At 63.5% G+C, this 17,323-nt stretch carries 18 protein-coding genes; 9 read left to right on the forward strand and 9 right to left on the reverse strand.

What is annotated here, in order from left to right; translation table 11 throughout:
- Positions 1 to 17 precede the first annotated feature (17 nt).
- The 9 genes from SJY40_RS08350 to SJY40_RS08390 form a co-directional block, all read right to left on the reverse strand.
- Positions 18 to 389: a hypothetical protein gene (locus SJY40_RS08350; RefSeq protein ID WP_378944943.1), complete on the reverse strand. Its 372-nt coding sequence runs from the start codon at positions 387 to 389 to the stop codon at positions 18 to 20.
- Complete coding sequence (sdhA, locus tag SJY40_RS08355; RefSeq protein WP_378944946.1) at positions 389 to 2,191, reverse strand: succinate dehydrogenase flavoprotein subunit; 1,803 nt, start codon at positions 2,189 to 2,191, stop codon at positions 389 to 391. The genes SJY40_RS08350 and sdhA overlap by 1 nt, the downstream gene beginning before the upstream one ends.
- Positions 2,192 to 2,198: 7 nt before the next feature.
- Entirely contained in the window at positions 2,199 to 2,585 is a 387-nt protein-coding gene (locus tag SJY40_RS08360; protein ID WP_378944948.1) for a succinate dehydrogenase, hydrophobic membrane anchor protein, read from the reverse strand.
- 13 nt (positions 2,586 to 2,598) lie between these two features.
- Entirely contained in the window at positions 2,599 to 2,991 is a 393-nt protein-coding gene (gene sdhC, locus SJY40_RS08365; protein WP_378944951.1) for a succinate dehydrogenase, cytochrome b556 subunit, read from the reverse strand.
- A 219-nt stretch (positions 2,992 to 3,210) separates the two neighbouring features.
- A complete protein-coding gene (locus SJY40_RS08370; protein WP_378944954.1) occupies positions 3,211 to 4,263 on the reverse strand; it encodes a MaoC family dehydratase in 1,053 nt (350 codons plus the stop codon).
- The gene (locus SJY40_RS08375) at positions 4,260 to 4,466 is read right to left on the reverse strand and encodes a DUF1737 domain-containing protein (protein WP_378944957.1); all 207 of its coding nucleotides are present in this window, start codon (positions 4,464 to 4,466) and stop codon (positions 4,260 to 4,262) included. Before SJY40_RS08375 ends, SJY40_RS08370 begins: the two co-directional genes overlap by 4 nt.
- The gene (locus SJY40_RS08380) at positions 4,466 to 5,017 is read right to left on the reverse strand and encodes an NnrU family protein (RefSeq protein WP_378944960.1); all 552 of its coding nucleotides are present in this window, start codon (positions 5,015 to 5,017) and stop codon (positions 4,466 to 4,468) included. Before SJY40_RS08380 ends, SJY40_RS08375 begins: the two co-directional genes overlap by 1 nt.
- Positions 5,018 to 5,059: 42 nt before the next feature.
- Entirely contained in the window at positions 5,060 to 5,911 is an 852-nt protein-coding gene (locus SJY40_RS08385) for an HpcH/HpaI aldolase/citrate lyase family protein (RefSeq protein WP_378944962.1), read from the reverse strand.
- 81 nt (positions 5,912 to 5,992) lie between these two features.
- Positions 5,993 to 6,742, reverse strand: a complete 750-nt coding sequence (locus SJY40_RS08390) for a sulfite exporter TauE/SafE family protein (protein ID WP_378944965.1) — start codon at positions 6,740 to 6,742, stop codon at positions 5,993 to 5,995.
- A gap of 161 nt (positions 6,743 to 6,903) precedes the next feature.
- Here SJY40_RS08390 and mdh point away from each other — a divergent pair, with 161 nt between their 5' ends.
- From mdh to SJY40_RS08435, 9 genes are all read left to right on the forward strand, one after another.
- Positions 6,904 to 7,866 (forward strand): malate dehydrogenase, encoded by a 963-nt coding sequence (gene mdh / locus SJY40_RS08395; RefSeq protein WP_378944968.1) that lies wholly within the window; start codon positions 6,904 to 6,906, stop codon positions 7,864 to 7,866.
- A 73-nt stretch (positions 7,867 to 7,939) separates the two neighbouring features.
- Positions 7,940 to 9,115: a hypothetical protein gene (locus SJY40_RS08400; RefSeq protein ID WP_378944971.1), complete on the forward strand. Its 1,176-nt coding sequence runs from the start codon at positions 7,940 to 7,942 to the stop codon at positions 9,113 to 9,115.
- Between the two features lie 194 nt (positions 9,116 to 9,309).
- Positions 9,310 to 10,503: an ADP-forming succinate--CoA ligase subunit beta gene (gene sucC / locus SJY40_RS08405; RefSeq protein ID WP_378944974.1), complete on the forward strand. Its 1,194-nt coding sequence runs from the start codon at positions 9,310 to 9,312 to the stop codon at positions 10,501 to 10,503.
- Between the two features lie 85 nt (positions 10,504 to 10,588).
- A complete protein-coding gene (gene sucD, locus SJY40_RS08410) occupies positions 10,589 to 11,473 on the forward strand; it encodes a succinate--CoA ligase subunit alpha (RefSeq protein WP_378944977.1) in 885 nt (294 codons plus the stop codon).
- Positions 11,474 to 11,536: 63 nt separating this feature from the next.
- The gene (locus tag SJY40_RS08415; protein ID WP_378944980.1) at positions 11,537 to 11,932 is read left to right on the forward strand and encodes a hypothetical protein; all 396 of its coding nucleotides are present in this window, start codon (positions 11,537 to 11,539) and stop codon (positions 11,930 to 11,932) included.
- Between the two features lie 67 nt (positions 11,933 to 11,999).
- Entirely contained in the window at positions 12,000 to 14,966 is a 2,967-nt protein-coding gene (locus tag SJY40_RS08420) for a 2-oxoglutarate dehydrogenase E1 component (RefSeq protein ID WP_378944983.1), read from the forward strand.
- A 4-nt stretch (positions 14,967 to 14,970) separates the two neighbouring features.
- Positions 14,971 to 16,479, forward strand: coding sequence for a 2-oxoglutarate dehydrogenase complex dihydrolipoyllysine-residue succinyltransferase (odhB, locus tag SJY40_RS08425; RefSeq protein ID WP_378944986.1), 1,509 nt, complete (start codon positions 14,971 to 14,973; stop codon positions 16,477 to 16,479).
- A gap of 161 nt (positions 16,480 to 16,640) precedes the next feature.
- Entirely contained in the window at positions 16,641 to 16,895 is a 255-nt protein-coding gene (locus tag SJY40_RS08430) for a hypothetical protein (RefSeq protein ID WP_378944989.1), read from the forward strand.
- Between the two features lie 2 nt (positions 16,896 to 16,897).
- The gene (locus SJY40_RS08435; RefSeq protein WP_378944991.1) at positions 16,898 to 17,302 is read left to right on the forward strand and encodes an MAPEG family protein; all 405 of its coding nucleotides are present in this window, start codon (positions 16,898 to 16,900) and stop codon (positions 17,300 to 17,302) included.
- Positions 17,303 to 17,323: the final 21 nt, after the last annotated feature.

Raw genomic sequence — 17,323 nt, forward strand, 5'->3', positions numbered from 1 at the left:
CCCGCCTGTTCATGCCATCAGGCCGAACGTGCAGCCGAAGCGATACACTGCGTCGTTGCCGGACGCGACACGATCGACGCAACACTGTCGGCCGTTCCGCTGGCACCGGCGCGCGACATCTGGGCGATGTCGATCATCTCGGCGGTGGTGGCGTTGTTGACGACGCAATCGGTATAGGGCGCGACATTGACGCCCGGCAGCCGCTTCTGCATCTCGGAATTGACGACGCTGCGGGCGACCTGACGCGAGGCGGCGTCCAGAACCGTCGGCGTTGCCGGCGTGGTGACGGGCGCCGACGGAACGGCGGGACCCGCCACGGGGACCGGTGCAACGCAACCGGCCAGCGTGACGGCAGACAGGCCGATGGCCGCGATAAGATTGAAACGCATCAGTAAACCCTTTTCTTCGGAGCGATCTTGTTCATGTCGATGCCGCCCTGTTCCGTGGTGGTCAGCGGATCAAGATGGACGGGACGATAGTCCAGTTTAACCTTGTTCCCGTCGATCCGTGCAAGCGAATGCTTGCGCCAGGTGGCGTCATCCCGCTCGGGGTAGTCTTCGTGGGCATGCGCCCCGCGGCTTTCCTTGCGCGCCTCGGCCGCGACGATGGTCGCAAGCGCGTTGGGCATCAGGTTGGTCAGCTCCAGCGTTTCCATCAGGTCGGTGTTCCAGATCAGACCGCGATCCGTGACCTTGATGTCGTCCATCTTAGCGGCGATGGCCTCCATCTTCTCGACGCCCTCGGCCAGGGTCTTGTCGGTGCGGAAGACGGCGGCATCGGCCTGCATGGTGCGCTGCATCTGGTCGCGCAGTTCCGCAGTCGAAATCGAGCCGTCCGCATAACGCAGCGCATCGAAGCGGGCCAAAGCCTTGTCCACCTGCGACTGGTCGGTCGAGGGGATGGGGCTTTCGCGGTCGATCACATCGCCGGCGCGGATGGCCGCGGCACGACCGAAGACCACCAGATCGATCAGGCTGTTCGAGCCAAGGCGGTTCGCGCCATGGACCGATGCACAGCCAGCCTCGCCCACGGCCATCAGGCCGGGGAAGGTCGCGTCGGGGTTTTCTTCCGTGGGCGCAAGCACTTCGCCCCAATAGTTCGTCGGAATACCGCCCATGTTGTAATGCACGGTCGGAATCACCGGGATCGGCTGCTTGGTGACATCGACACCGGCAAAGATCTTGGCCGATTCACTGATGCCCGGCAGACGCTCGGCCAGGCTTTCCGGCGGCAGGTGCATCAGGTTCAGGAAGATGTGGTCCTGTTCGCCGCCGACGCCGCGACCCTCGCGGATCTCCATCGTCATGCAGCGGCTGACGACGTCGCGGCTGGCAAGGTCCTTATAGGTCGGCGCATAGCGTTCCATGAAACGCTCGCCCTCGGAGTTGGTCAGGTAACCGCCTTCGCCGCGCGCGCCTTCGGTGATCAGACAGCCCGAACCATAGATGCCGGTCGGGTGGAACTGCACGAACTCCATGTCCTGCAAGGCCAGACCCGCGCGGGCCACCATGCCGCCACCATCGCCGGTGCAGGTATGGGCGCTGGTCGCGCTGAAGTATGCACGGCCATAACCGCCCGTTGCCAGCACCACCATCTTGGCATTGAAGACATGCATGGTGCCATCGTCCAGCTTCCAGCAGACGACGCCGGTGCAGCGACCATCGGTGATGATCAGGTCCAGCGCGAAATATTCAATGAAGAATTCCGCGTTATGCTTCAGCGACTGGCCATAGAGCGTGTGCAGAATGGCGTGGCCGGTGCGGTCGGCGGCGGCGCAGGTGCGCTGCACCGGGGGGCCTTCGCCGAATTCGGTAGTGTGACCGCCGAAAGGACGCTGATAGATGCGGCCATCTTCGGTGCGGCTGAACGGAACGCCGTAATGTTCCAACTCGTAAACGGCCTTGGGGGCCTCGCGCGCCAGATATTCCATGGCGTCCGTGTCGCCCAGCCAGTCCGACCCCTTGACGGTGTCGTACATGTGCCATTGCCAGTTGTCGGGGCCCATGTTGGACAGCGACGCGGCGATGCCGCCCTGTGCGGCCACGGTATGCGAACGGGTCGGGAAGACCTTGGTCACGCAAGCGGTGCGCAGACCCTGTTCGGCCATGCCAAGCGTCGCGCGAAGACCGGCACCACCGGCGCCCACCACGACGACGTCGTAATCATGCGTTTGGATTTCGTATGCAGCCATGTCGTCCTCAGATCGCGGGGGTGGTGAAGGCCATCTTTGCCAGCGCAAAGATGGCGGCGGCGATGACGCCCCACCCGAAGATGTTCGCGGCGATGATCGCCATCTTGTTGGCCGAGCCATAGACGTAGTCGTCGATCATGATCCGCGTGCCCTTGATGAAGTGGATCATGCCCACGACAATGAACAATGCGGTAATGATGCCGGGGAACGGACGACCGAAATGGGCCGCGACCGCGTCCTGCGGCAGGCCGATGGCGCCGCCGACGGCAATCATGAACAGCGGCGTCAGGATGACCAGCGCATAGCTGCTGACGGTCATCTGCCAGTGATGTGCGGTACCGGCGCGGGCCGAACCCAGACCTGCGGCCGCCTTGCGTGGGGTGATATAGCGCATGATGTCCCTCGCCTCAGCTGATGAAGAAGATGATCAGGCTAAGCAGCGTCAACGCGACCGAACCGATGATGATTGCCCAGGAAGCCTTGTTGGCCTCGTCGATTTCCAGGCCAAGACCCTGGTCGTAGAACAGGTGGCGGACGCCGGACAACGCGTGGAACCACAGGGCCCAGGTCGATGCCGTCAGGATGATGAAGCCCAGCCAGGACCGCACCAGCCAATCGGCTGCACCAAAGGCGCCGGGGCTGCTGACGGCGGCGACCAGCCACCAGACCAGCAGCAGGATGCCCGCGACCAGCGCGTGGCCGGTGATGCGCGTCAGGATGGACGTGATTGCCGGCAACGGCAGACGATAGACCTGAAGGTGGGGGGAAAGCGGCCGGTTACCCCGGTTCACGTCGGCCATGGTCGGCCCTCCTATGTCGGTTCTGGCTTGTCCCGTCGCAGGTGCCCAAGGACTGACATGGGCTGGCCGCGCGGGCTGGCGATTGGCGCCTTTATTGATTGCGATACTGTCACCTGTCACGAACAGATGCCACCCCGCGCGATGAAATGCCGCGGATTTCCGCCTTTGTGATCACACTTGTGATGCGTGTGATCACAGGCACACCCCGCGGCATGCAGGTCAGTGGACTGAATCGCCGTTGGTGGGCATCAGCGCCCAGTAATCCAGATCCAGCAGCACCTCGGGGGCGTATTTTCCATCTGGTCCGCGCAGGGGGAATTGGCTGCTGTCGCCCTTGGTTGCGACCAGTCTCAGGCGGATTGCACCGACGCCGGGGGCATCGGTCTCGGCCTTGTCCAGCACTTCGGACCACGCGCGGATAGTATCGCCCGCAAAACATGGGTTGGCATGGGCGCCGCCGTTCAGCGCCACGATCATCTGCGCATTGGCCAAGCCGTTGAAGGACAACGCCCGCGCCATGCTGATGACATGCCCGCCATAGATCAGGCGGCGGCCGTCTTCGCGGTGGGTGGCGTCGAAATGCACCTTGGCGGTGTTCTGCCACAGGCGGGTGGCCAGCATATGCTCGGCCTCTTCGACGGTGACGCCATCGACGTGGTCAATGCGTTCGCCGATGGCGTAATCGCCCCAGCAATGCGGTTCGCCCGCAAGGCTGAAGTCATAGTCGCTAAAGTCCAACGCTTCGGGGATGACCAGATCGGCTGCCGCCACGGCGTCGGGCAGATCGGGGACGACGGTTTCCGGCGCGGGGCTGCCCGGGTTGCGCTTGCGCACCATGACCCAACGCACGAATTCCAGCACCGGCTCGTCCACCTGATTCAGGCCGCGCGTCCGCACCCAGACCACGCCCGATTGCCCGTTCGAGTTCTGCTTCAGCCCGATCACTTGGCTTTCCGCCCGCAGCGTGTCGCCCGGCCAGACCGGTTGCAGCCAGCGCCCGTCGGCATAGCCGAGGTTCGCCACCGCGTTCAGGCTGATGTCGGGGACGGTCTTGCCAAAGACTGTGTGGAAGGCCAGCAGATCGTCCAGCGGGCTGCCATCCAGCCCCGCCGCAATCGCGAACTCGTCCGAGGAATAGAGCGCGTGCCGCATGGGATACAGCGCGTGATAGAGCGCACGTTCCCCCTCGGCCAAGGTGCGGGGGACAGCATGGCGGATGACCTGCCCCAAGGTGTAATCCCCGAAGAAGCGGCCCGAATTGGTCTTGGTCATTGCTGCCCCAGCTTCATGTCGGGATGGTAATCGGTCACGACCTCTTTGGTGACGGCCTGACCGCAACGCATGACGCCGCGCGCCGCGTCAAAGGCCATCGAGGGATCGCCCTGCAATTGCCAGCCCTTGGACAAAGCCTCGGAGACACGGTGGCAGAACTGCGAGGTGTCATCCTCGGTGATGAAACGATAGATGGTGGGCATCATGCACCTCCGAAGGGGTTGGGGCCGACAAGGCCGTGGATCGCGCCAAGGACCAGCAGCACGATGACCGCGCCAGCCAATGCCATCAGTTCTTTCTTCATGGGGAAGGGACCGGTCGGGCGGACCCAGGCCGATGCGCGGTTGATGACCTGCATCTCGACGAAGGCCCAGACCAGCAGCCCGCCGAACAGGATGAACGAGGGCGTGTCGCCATTGACCAGCAGATGCGCGACGGCCCAAAGCGCAAAGCCCCACAGCATCGGGTGGCGGGTATAGGCGGTCACGCGGGTCTTCATGCCATGCGCCGCGAACAGGTAGATCGAGACCAGCATCAGCAGGTTGTTGATGCCCACCATCGGCGCGCTGCGGCCCCAGAAGAAGGCGCCATCGGCCATGCGATAGCCGACGATCATCAGGATCACCGACAGGACCAGCAGCCCTGCAACAATCTGGCGGCCCTTGCCACCCATGGCGGCACGTTGCGCGGGTGCGGCGCGTTTATACAGATGGGCGGCCCACCACAGGGCGACACCAAGGATCAGGATCAGCATCTGGCTTCCTCTTGCTGGAATGCGTTTTGCCGCACCTTGCGCCTATTGCGCCATGGCCGCAATCGCCTGCGCCCGATCCAGCGTGTCGCGGGCGGTGGCGACATGCAGGTTCTCGACGATCTTGCCGTCGACGACGGCGACGCCCTTGCCCTGGGCGGTGGCCTGATCGAAAGCCTCGATCTGGCGGCGGGCAAGGTCGATTTCCGCATCCGTCGGGGCGAAGGCGTCATTGGCGATGGCCAGCTGGGCGGGGTGGATCAGCGTCTTGCCGTCGAAGCCCATGTCGCGGCCCTGATCGCATTCGGCGCGCAGCCCGTCCTCATCCTTGAAGGCGTTGAAGACCCCATCGACGATCACCACGCCATGCGCCTTGGCCGCCAGAAGGCACAGCCCCAGCCCCGCCATCATCGGCAGGCGGTCGGCGCGAAAACGGGTGCCCAGATCCTTGGCCAGATCGTTGGTGCCCATCACCATGCCCTGCAGGCGCGGATGGGCGGCGATGGCGGCCGCGTTCAGCATGCCCAAGGGCGTCTCCATCATCGCCCAGAGGGGGGTGTCGGGGATCAGTTCGGCCACGGCATCCAGATTGGCGGGGCTGTCCACCTTGGGGATCAACACCGCATCCACCATCCCCGCCAGATCGCCCGCAGAGGCCAGCGCGTCATCCCTGCCCCATTCGGTCGCCAGCGCATTGATCCGCAGGATGCGCGCACGCGGGCCGTAATCTTCCGCCAGCGCCTGTTTCAACGCATCACGGGCGGCGGCCTTCTGGTCGGGGGCGACCGCATCCTCGAGGTCGAAGATGATGGCGTCGGCGGGCAAGGCGCGGGCCTTCTCCATCGCGCGGGCGTTGGCGGCGGGGATATACAGGACAGAGCGGTAAGGGCGGGCCATGGCATCCTCTGGGTAACAATGTTGCGTCACGCTGCAATTATACACCACAAATGGCAAGCAAAAATACGCTGCACTGCGGCATCAGCCCGCCAGCGCTTGCCAGATCAGCCGCGCCGAGACGATCAGCAGCCCCCATGTTATCAGGCGATAGAACAGCAAGGCCGGGATGATCCGCACCAGCCGCAGCCCCACCCAGACCGCCACCAGCGACACGGGGATCAGCGCCGCCGCCGTCGCCAGATTGGCCGCCGACAGCTGCCCTAGCAGCGCATAGGGGATCAGCTTGACCCAATTGCCGATGGCAAAGAACCATGTCGTCGTCCCCGCATAGACCAGCGGCGACAGGCGCAAGGGTTGGGCATAGACCTGCCACAGCGGCGCGCCCGCATGGCTGACGAAACTGGTATAGCCCGCAAGCCCGCCCCAGAAGCTGCCCGCGGCATAGGTCGGGCGTCGCGGGGCCTTGTCCAGCTGCGGCCGGATCAGCGCATTCAGCGCAAAGCCCAGCCCGATGACGCCCACGATCAACGTCACCCCCCAGACCGGCACGATCGATGCCGTTGCCCAACCGATGCAGATCCCTGCAAGCGCACCGGGCAATGACCGGACCAGCACGCTGCGGTCGAAGTTGCGCCGGAATGCGATCAGCCCCCCAAGATCGGAAATGACATAGACCGGCAGCAACAGCCCCGCCGCTTGCACCGGCGACATCACCAGCGACATCAGGGGGACCGAGATGATTCCCACCATCGCCAGCCCGCCCTTCGACAGTCCCACCGCCGTCGCCGCCACCACGGCCAGAATCCAGCCCGTCACCGTCAGCTCCAGCATTCCACGCCCCCCCTTGCATGATGTGCAAGCCTTGGCGCGCCGGGCCACGGATGGCAAGTGTTAGCCCAATCAACGCCGCAGCGCAGCACGTCACACTTGCGATTCATTGCGCAACGGCTTAACCACCACGCAACATTCCATAATGTATTCGGAGGTTATCCATGGCCCGACCCAAAATCGCACTGATCGGTGCGGGGCAGATTGGCGGCACGCTGGCCCATCTGGCCGCGATGAAGGAACTTGGTGATGTCATCATGTTCGACATCTCGGAAGGCACGCCGCAGGGCAAGGCCCTGGACATCGCCCAATCCGGTCCGTCGGAAGGTTTCGACGCCCGCATGAAGGGCACCAACGATTATGCCGACATCGCAGGCGCAGACGTTTGCATCGTCACCGCCGGCGTTCCCCGCAAGCCGGGCATGAGCCGTGACGACCTTTTGGGCATCAACCTCAAGGTCATGAAAGCCGTCGGTGAGGGCATTGCCAAGCACGCCCCCGACGCCTTCGTCATCTGCATCACCAACCCGCTGGACGCCATGGTCTGGGCGCTGCGCGAATTCAGCGGCCTGCCCCATAACAAAGTCTGTGGCATGGCCGGCGTGCTGGATTCGGCCCGCTTCCGCCACTTCCTGTCGCTGGAATTCGATGTGTCCATGAAGGACGTCACCGCCTTCGTTCTGGGCGGCCACGGCGACACCATGGTTCCGCTGACCCGTTATTCGACCGTCGCGGGCATCCCGCTGCCGGATCTGGTCAAGATGGGCTGGACCACGCAGGAAAAACTAGACGCCATCGTTCAGCGCACCCGTGATGGCGGCGCGGAAATCGTCGGCATGCTGAAGACCGGCAGCGCCTTCTATGCGCCCGCGACCAGCGCCATCGAGATGGCCGAGGCTTACCTGAAAGACCAGAAGCGCGTTCTGCCCTGTGCAGCGCATGTGACCGGCGCATACGGCCTTGACGGCATGTATGTCGGCGTTCCGACCGTGATCGGTGCCAAGGGTGTCGAGAAGGTCATCGAGATCGCCATGGACAAGGACGAACAGGCCATGTTCGACAAGTTAACCGACGCCGTCAAAGGTCTGGTCGCGGCTTGCAAGGGCATCGACGCCTCGCTGGCGTGATCGCCTGACGCTTGCAGCTTTCGGAACGGCGCGCCATGGTTGGCGCGCCGTTTCCATTTCGGGACCCCGTCCGATGCGCCATCTGCTTGCCGTTCTGACATTGATCGCGGGCCCTGCCCTTGCCGATGACAACACCACCTCGGGGATGATCGCACGCGACGGGATCACTGCGACCGCGCGGGCGCTGGCGGGGCAGCCAGCCTCGGCTGACCGGGATATGGCGCTGTCGGCGGTCACCTTCCTTGGCGCAGTGCAGACGGCATTCCAGACGCGTTGGCAGGTCGGAGCGACCGAGCCCTTGGTGCCACTGCCGATCCTTGGCGCGGCGCTGCCTGCCAACCCCGATCCCCAGCCCATGACGGCGGATATCGTCACGACGCTGATGACCGACCTGTCAGAGGCGATGCAGGCCACCCGCGATCATCTGCCTGACGATGATGCGGCGCTGGTGCTGGATCTGGACGACCTTTGGCTGGATGTGGACGGCGATGACACCCGCGGGTCGTCCGAGTCGCTGGCGCAGATGGCAGGTCTGCCCCTGCCCGAAGGCCCGCGCATCATCCGCTTCGACCGCGCCGATGTCGAATGGCTGCGCGCCTATACCCATCTGATCCAATCCGTCGCCACGCTGACGCTGGCCTTCGACCCCGCCCCGGCTCTGGCCGATCACATCGCATTGCAACAGGAACTGACGCGTCAGTTCGCGCAACCGCCGGGGCAGATGGCGCGGGCGCCCAGCATGCAGATGCAGGCGCAGGCCATCGGTCCCTTCATCGACCGCATCGCCGTGGTGCTGCAGACCTTGCGCCATCAGCCCGACCCCAACCTGACGCAGCAGGCCCGCGACCACATGCGTCAGATGATCGCCGCCAACCGCGCCTTCTGGACGCTGGTCGCGCAGGAAGGCGACGATGATCGCGAATGGATCCCGAACGACGGCCAGCACGCCGCACTGGGCTTCGATCTGCCGCAGGGAACCGGCCCGCAGTGGATGGCCCTGCTGGAAGAGGTCGATCAGGCTCTGCAAGGCAAGATGCTGGTCCCCTTCTGGCGCTTCGCTCCGGGCTTTGGGGTGGACATCGCCCAATGGCTGCAGGACCCGCAGCCTGTCGATGTCACCGCCTGGGTGCAAGGCACCGCCGCCCTGCCCTATGCCCGCCCGGGATTGACCGTGGGGGGCGACAGCTGGGATGGCTTTGTCCAGATGTTCGGCGGGCGGGCTGGTCTTTACATGCTGCTGCTGAACTGAATCGGATGCTGATGCCTCCGAATCAAGCGGGGTGCGCCGCGCGACCCGCGCTTTGTGATCACACGTTGAATTGGTGTGATCACATCAGGCAGGAACCCGCTGGTTTTTGGTATTTTACGGGAAAATCGTTTTAGTGGTGCCCCGAGGTATGCAACAACACCGCCAAATCTGTCGAACCGAATGAGGGGGTCGAGATGAACATCCACGAATACCAGGCCAAGGCGCTGCTGCGTCAATACGGCGCGCCCGTCAGCGAAGGTCGCATCGTGACCAAGGCCGACGAAGCCAAATCCGCCGCAGGCGAGATGGACGGCCCGCTTTGGGTTGTGAAAGCCCAGATCCACGCAGGTGGACGCGGCAAGGGCCATTTCATGGAAGCCGAAGCTGGCGAAAAGGGCGGCGTTCGTCTGGCCAAATCGGTCACCGAAGCTGAAGAGCTGACCCGCCAGATGCTGGGCCGCACGCTGGTCACGCACCAGACTGGTCCCGCAGGCAAGCAGGTCAACCGCATCTATATCGAAGACGGTTCGGACATTGCCCGCGAACTGTATCTGGCGCTGCTGGTCGATCGTCAGACCAGCCGCGTGTCGTTTGTCGCCTCGACCGAGGGTGGCATGGACATCGAGGAAGTCGCCGCCAACACCCCCGAGAAGATCGTGACGTTCAGCGTCGATCCCGCCTCGGGTCTGTCGGATTTCCACGGTCGTCGCGTCGCTTTCGCCCTGGGCCTTGAAGGCCAGCAGGTCAAGCAATGCGTGGCACTGGTCAAGAACCTGTATCGCCTGTTCATCGACAAGGACATGGAGATGCTGGAGATCAACCCGCTGATCGTGACGCCCGAAGGCAACATCAAGTGCCTGGACGCCAAGATGGGCTTCGACAACAACGCGCTCTATCGCCAGTCCGACATCATGGCGCTGCGCGACGAGACCGAAGAAGACGCGAAGGAACTGGCAGCTTCCAAGTTCGACCTGAATTACATCGCGCTGGACGGCGAAATCGGCTGCATGGTCAACGGTGCCGGTCTGGCCATGGCCACCATGGACATCATCAAGCTGAAGGGCGCCGAGCCTGCCAACTTCCTTGATGTCGGCGGCGGCGCGACCAAGGAAAAGGTCACCGAGGCCTTCAAGATCATCACCAGCGACCAGAACGTCAAAGGCATCTTGGTCAACATCTTCGGCGGCATCATGCGCTGCGACATCATCGCGGAAGGCATCATCGCCGCCGTGAAGGAAGTCGGCCTGCAGGTTCCGCTGGTCGTCCGTCTGGAAGGCACGAACGTCGAACTGGGCAAAGAGATCATCGCCAACAGCGGCCTGAACGTGATCGCGGCCGACGATCTGTCGGATGCGGCCGAAAAGATCGTGAAAGCGGTCAAGGGCTGAGCCTGATCTTCTGGCCGCGCCCCCGCCGGCGCGGCTTCCAGAAACATCGGTGCGCCAAGTCGCACCCCTACGCAAGGAGGCCATGATGGCCGTTCTCGTTGACAAGAATACCAAAGTCATCTGCCAGGGGATCACCGGATCCCAGGGCACCTTCCACACCGAACAGGCGATCGCCTATGGCACCAAGATGGTCGGTGGCGTCACGCCGGGCAAAGGTGGCAAGGATCACCTGGGCATGCCCGTGTTCGATTCCGTCCACGAAGCCGTGGCCGTGACCGGCGCGAATGCAAGCGTGATCTATGTCCCGCCCCCGTTCGCGGCGGATTCGATCCTGGAAGCCATTGATGCGGAAGTGCCGCTGATCGTCGCGATCACCGAAGGCATTCCGGTTCTGGACATGATGCGCGTCAAGCGCGCCCTGATGAATAGCAAGTCGCGCCTGATCGGCCCGAACTGCCCGGGCATCATGACGCCGGACGAATGCAAGATCGGCATCATGCCGGGCAGCATCTTCCGTCGTGGTTCGGTCGGCGTCGTGTCGCGTTCGGGCACCCTGACCTATGAGGCCGTCAAGCAGACGTCCGACGTGGGTCTGGGCCAGTCCTCGGCTGTCGGCATCGGCGGCGACCCCATCAAGGGCATGGAGCACATCGACGTGCTGCAGATGTTCCTGGACGATGATGAGACCGAATCCATCATCATGATCGGCGAAATCGGCGGTTCCGCCGAGGAAGAAGCCGCCGAATTCCTGGCCGAGCAGAAGCGCAAGGGCAAGTGGAAGCCGACCGCAGGCTTCATCGCAGGTCGCACCGCACCTCCGGGCCGTCGCATGGGCCATGCCGGTGCGATCGTTTCGGGCGGCAAGGGCGACGCGGAATCGAAGATCGAGGCCATGAAGAAGGCCGGGATCGTCGTCGCCGACAGCCCCGCCGGTCTGGGCGAAGCCGTTCTGAAGGCGATCAAGGCCTGATGATTTGACTGTCCGCCCCCCGGACATGAGTATGGGGGGCGGATGGCATGAAGGGGAAGGACCGTGACAGTGACCGGAGAGCGCGCCACCGAGCCGCAGCCGAACCAGGTGCAGATGGCATCGGGTCGCGGCGTTCCCATGTCGCTGATCGCCCTTCTGACCCTTGCTGCCTGCGGTGATCGCATGACCGGGGACATCCTGCCCGGTGGCATTCCTGCCCGTACCGATCTGCATCAGGCAAGCGGCCTTCCGCCAGCCTCGGTCCGGACGGTGGCCCGCAGGGATTTCGGTTGGCGGGTGATCTATCAGCCCTCGGCCGCGCCCGCGAATGCCGAAAGCCAGGCCGCGGTGGCACTGTGCGGTTTGGAACGACGCGCGCCGCTGCGCATTGTCCACCAGCCCCGCATCGATCCCTTCGCCGACCCCGGCGCCCGAATTTTTGATATCCACTGTGCCTGACGAACTGTGCCTGACAATCCTGCCTGACACCGCCATTTCCCTCTCCTTGCCCTGAACGGGGACCAGCATGACCGACCAGCCGAAAAATTCCGATTTCCACGATTCCTCGTTTCTGCAGGGCCATAACGCGGCCTATGTGGAACATCTTTACGGCCAGTGGGCCAAGGACCCGGCAGCGGTCGATCAGGCGTGGGATGCATTCTTCCGCGAACTGGGCGACGCCGAAGCCGACGCCGTCCGCGAGGCCGAAGGTGCCAGCTGGAAGCGCGCCGACTGGCCGCCCGTCCCGCAGGATGACACCACCGCAGCGCTGACCGGCGAATGGCCCAGTGCCTCCAAGGGTGATGCCGATGCCGCGATCAAGAAGATCGCCGCCAAGGCCGAGGAAAAGGGCGTCAAGCTGACGACCGACCAGATGCGTCAGGCAGTTCTGGACAGCATCCGCGCGCTGATGCTGATCCGCGCCTTCCGGATCCGTGGCCATCTGCACGCCAAGCTGGACCCGCTTGGTCTGCGCGACGTGCCCGATCACGGCGAGTTGAAGCCCTCGACCTATGGGTTCGGTCCCGAGGACATGGATCGCCCGATCTTCATCGACAACGTGCTGGGCCTGGAAGTCGCGTCTATCCGCCAGATCGCGGATCTGATGACGCGCACCTATTGCGGCACCTTCGCGCTGCAGTACATGCACATCTCGAACCCCGAAGAAGCAGCCTGGCTGAAAGAACGCATCGAGGGTTACGGCAAGGAAATCGCCTTCACCCGCGAAGGCCGCCGCGCCATCCTGAACAAGCTGGTCGAGGCCGAGGGCTTCGAGAAGTTCCTGCATGTCAAATACATGGGCACCAAGCGCTTCGGTCTGGACGGCGGTGAAGCGCTGATCCCCGCGATGGAGCAGATCATCAAGCGTGGCGGCGCCCTGGGCGTCAAGGACATCGTGGTTGGCATGCCCCACCGCGGCCGCCTGTCGGTTCTGGCGAACGTGCTGTCCAAGCCCTATCGCGCCATCTTCCACGAATTCCAGGGCGGCAGCTTCAAGCCCGAGGATGTCGATGGTTCGGGTGACGTGAAATATCACCTCGGTGCCTCCAGCGACCGCGAATTCGACGGCAACACCGTCCACCTTTCGCTGACCGCAAACCCCAGCCACCTAGAGGCTGTGAACCCCGTCGTGCTGGGCAAGGCGCGTGCCAAGACCGACCAGATGGGCGACCGCAAGGACCGCACCTCGGTCCTGCCGATCCTGCTGCACGGCGATGCGGCATTCGCCGGTCAGGGCGTCGTGGCCGAATGCCTGCAGCTGTCGGGCATCCGTGGTCACCGCACCGGCGGCACCATGCATATCGTGGTGAACAACCAGATCGGTTTCACCACCGCACCGCATTTCAGCCGCACCTCGCCCTATCCGACGGATATCGCGCTGATGGTCGAAGCGCCGATTTTCCACGTGAACGGCGACGATCCCGAGGCCGTGGTCCATGCCGCCAAGGTCGCAACCGAATTCCGCCAGAAGTTCCGCAAGGACGTGGTCCTGGACATCTTCTGCTATCGCCGCTTCGGTCACAACGAAGGCGACGAACCGATGTTCACCAACCCGGCGATGTACAACAGCATCAAGGGTCACAAGACGACGCTGCAGCTGTACACCGAACGTCTGGTCGCCGACGGGCTGATCCCCGAAGGCGAGATCGAGGACATGAAGAGCGCGTTCCAGGCGCATCTGAACGAAGAGTTCGAGATCGGCAAGAACTACAAGCCGAACAAGGCCGATTGGCTGGACGGCAAATGGACCGGCCTGTCGCGCGAAGGTGCGGAATATGTCGCGGGTGAAACCGGCATCTCGCCCGAGGTGATGACTCAGGTCGGCCGCGCGTTGACCACTGTTCCCGAAGGCATGAACCTGCACAAGACCGTGGGCCGTCTGCTGGAAGGCAAGAAGCAGATGCTGGAAACCGGCGAAGGCTTCGATTGGTCCACCGCCGAGGCGTTGGCCTTCGGGTCGCTGGTTACGGAAGGTCACGGCGTTCGTCTGGCCGGACAGGACAGCACCCGTGGCACCTTCAGCCACCGCCACTCGGCCTTTACCGACCAGAAGACCGAAGCGCGTTACTATCCGCTGAACAACATCACCGAAGATCAGGCACGCTACGAAGTCATCGACTCGATGCTGTCGGAATATGCGGTGCTGGGCTTTGAATACGGCTATTCGCTGGCCGAACCGAACAGCCTGGTCATGTGGGAAGCGCAGTTCGGCGATTTCGCCAATGGCGCGCAGATCATGTTCGACCAGTTCATCAGCTCGGGCGAAAAGAAGTGGCTGCGGATGTCCGGTCTGGTCATGCTGCTGCCGCATGGCTTCGAAGGTCAGGGTCCCGAACACAGCTCGGCCCGCTTGGAACGCTTCCTGCAGGGTTGTGCGGAGGACAACTGGATCGTCGCGAACTGCACGACGCCGGCCAACTATTTCCACATCCTGCGCCGCCAGATCCACCGTGGCTTCCGCAAGCCGCTGGTTCTGATGACGCCGAAATCGCTGCTGCGCCATCCGCTGGCCGTCAGCAAGGCCGAGGACTTCCAGACGGGTTCGACTTTCCACCGTGTGCTGTGGGACGATGCGCAACGCGGTCTGTCGCCCACCAAGCTGGTCGAGGACGATCAGATCAAGCGGGTCGTCGTCTGTTCGGGCAAGGTCTATTACGACCTGCTGAAACAGCGCGACGAGGCTGGCATCACCGACGTCTATCTGCTGCGTCTTGAACAGTTCTATCCGTTCCCCGCGCAGGCGATGATCAAGGAACTGGGTCGCTTCAAGCAGGCCGAAGTTGTCTGGTGTCAGGAAGAGCCCAAGAACCAGGGCGGCTGGACCTTCGTCGAGCCCTATCTGGAATGGGTGCTGGAACGCCTTGGCGCCAAGCATTCGCGCGCCCGTTATGCCGGTCGCAATGCTGCCGCCTCGGTCGCGACGGGCCTTGCGTCGCGCCACAAAGCTGAACAAGAGGCGCTGGTCGCCGAAGCACTGAACCTTGAAGGATGATCCGATGACAACCGAAGTCCGCGTACCCGCACTGGGCGAATCCGTCACCGAGGCCACCATCGCCACTTGGTTCAAGAAGCCCGGCGACCGCGTCGAGATGGACGAGATGCTGTGCGAGTTGGAGACCGACAAGGTCACGGTCGAGGTGCCCAGCCCCTCGGCCGGGGTTCTGGCGGAAATCGTCGCAGCCGAGGGTGAAACCGTCGGCCCCGACGCCCTGCTGGCCCAGATCGACGAGGCCGGCACTGCCACCGCGCCCGCCAAAGCCAAGACCGAAGACGCCAAACCTGCTGAAAAATCCGAAGGACAAGACAAAATGACCGGCAAATCCGTGGACGTGATGGTTCCGTCCCTGGGCGAAAGCGTGACCGAGGCCACCGTCGCCACCTGGTTCAAGAAGCCCGGCGACAGCGTCGAGATGGACGAGATGCTGTGCGAACTGGAGACCGACAAGGTCTCGGTCGAGGTTCCGGCACCCGCTGCGGGCGTTCTGGCTGAAATCTTGGCCGAAGAAGGCGCGACCGTCGATGCCAAGGCGCGTCTGGCCGTGATCACCGAAGGTGCCGCAGGCAATGCCAGCGGACCTGCGACCGCTCAGGAAACCGTGCTGAAGAACGCCGGTCCCGAAGAAACGCGCCCGCGTTCGGACGTCGAGGATGCGCCTTCGGCCAAGAAGGCCATGGCCGAAAAAGGCGTCAGCCGTGATCAGGTTCAAGGTTCGGGCCGCGACGGTCGCGTGATGAAGGAAGACGTGGCCAAGGCATCCGCCGCCCCCGCCGCAGCACCGCGCGCCGCATCCCCCGCTAGCGACGCCGACCGCGAAGAGCGCGTCAAGATGACCCGCCTGCGCCAGACCATCGCCCGCCGTCTGAAGGACGCGCAGAACACCGCCGCGATGCTGACGACCTATAACGAAGCCGACATGTCCGGCGTCATGCAGTTGCGCAACGAATACAAGGACGCCTTCGAAAAGAAGCACAAGGTCAAGCTGGGCTTCATGTCCTTCTTCGTGAAGGCCTGCTGCCACGCCTTGAAGGAAGTCCCCGAGGTCAACGCCGAGATCGACGGCACCGACATCGTCTATAAGAACTTCGTCCACATGGGCGTCGCTGTCGGCACCCCCACGGGTCTGGTCGTTCCGGTCGTTCGCGACGCCGATCAGAAAAGCTTTGCCGACATCGAAAAGGAAATCGGCGCGCTTGGTCTGAAGGGCCGTGACGGCAAGCTGACCATGGCCGAAATGCAGGGTGGCACCTTCACCATCTCGAACGGTGGCGTCTATGGTTCGCTGATGTCCTCGCCCATTCTGAACCCTCCGCAGTCGGGCATTCTGGGCATGCACAAGATCCAGGAACGGCCGATGGTCGTCGGCGGTGAAATCGTCATCCGCCCGATGATGTATCTGGCGCTGTCCTATGACCACCGCGTCGTGGACGGCAAGGGCGCCGTGACCTTCTTGGTCCGCGTCAAGGAAGCCTTGGAAGATCCCCGTCGCCTGCTGATGGATCTGTAATCCGACCTTCGGGGGCCGTGGCGACATGGCCCCCGTTTCATATGCCGAATGGGACGACAGTCAGCGGACCCCTGCACCATGATCCTGCGTTCCTGTCATCCGCCTGTTCTGTTTTCCGCACATCGCGGCGGGATGTGCCCCCTTAGACCGGAGCATGGATCATGCAGCTGATCGTTCGCTATACCCATCAGGACGCCACCGCCTTCCGGACGGCTTTTGATGCCGATGCCGAGGATCGGGGCCGCAACGGCCTGTCTCTGCTGCAGCTTTGGCGCGAAGACGACGGGCATTCCTGGGCGCTGTTTCAGGTCAGCGACGCCAAATCGGCGCGCGACTATCTGTCCGGCGCGGCCAAGGTCTTTGAAACGCAGGCCGGCGTGACCGCATCGACCCCCCATTTTCTGGAGACCGTCTGACCATGTCCACCGAAATCACCGTTCTGGCCTTGGCAGGCCTGTTGCAGACGGTCCAGTTCGCCACCTATTCCGTGATGGCGCAGCGCCAGATCGGGTCGAAGGTCGCCATGAGCCCGCGCGACAATATGTTGACCCAATTAAAGGGCACGGCGGGACGCCTGCAGCGCGCCTTCAACAACCACTTCGAAGGGTTGATCATGTTCACCCTTGCGGTGGTCGTGGTCACCATGGGCGGGGCGGCATCCGGTTTCACCGCCCTTTGCGCCTGGATCTATCTTCTGGCCCGCATCGCCTATGTTCCGGCCTATGTGCTGGGCTGGGTGCCGGGCCGCTCGATTATCTGGATGATCGGCTTCGCAGCGACGGTCCTGATGATCATCGCGGGACTTGTGTCGTCATCCGTCTAGAAATATCCCGCAGGCGTCCGG

It is taken from the genome of Paracoccus sp. R86501 (assembly GCF_042466435.1).
GTDB lineage: Bacteria > Pseudomonadota > Alphaproteobacteria > Rhodobacterales > Rhodobacteraceae > Paracoccus.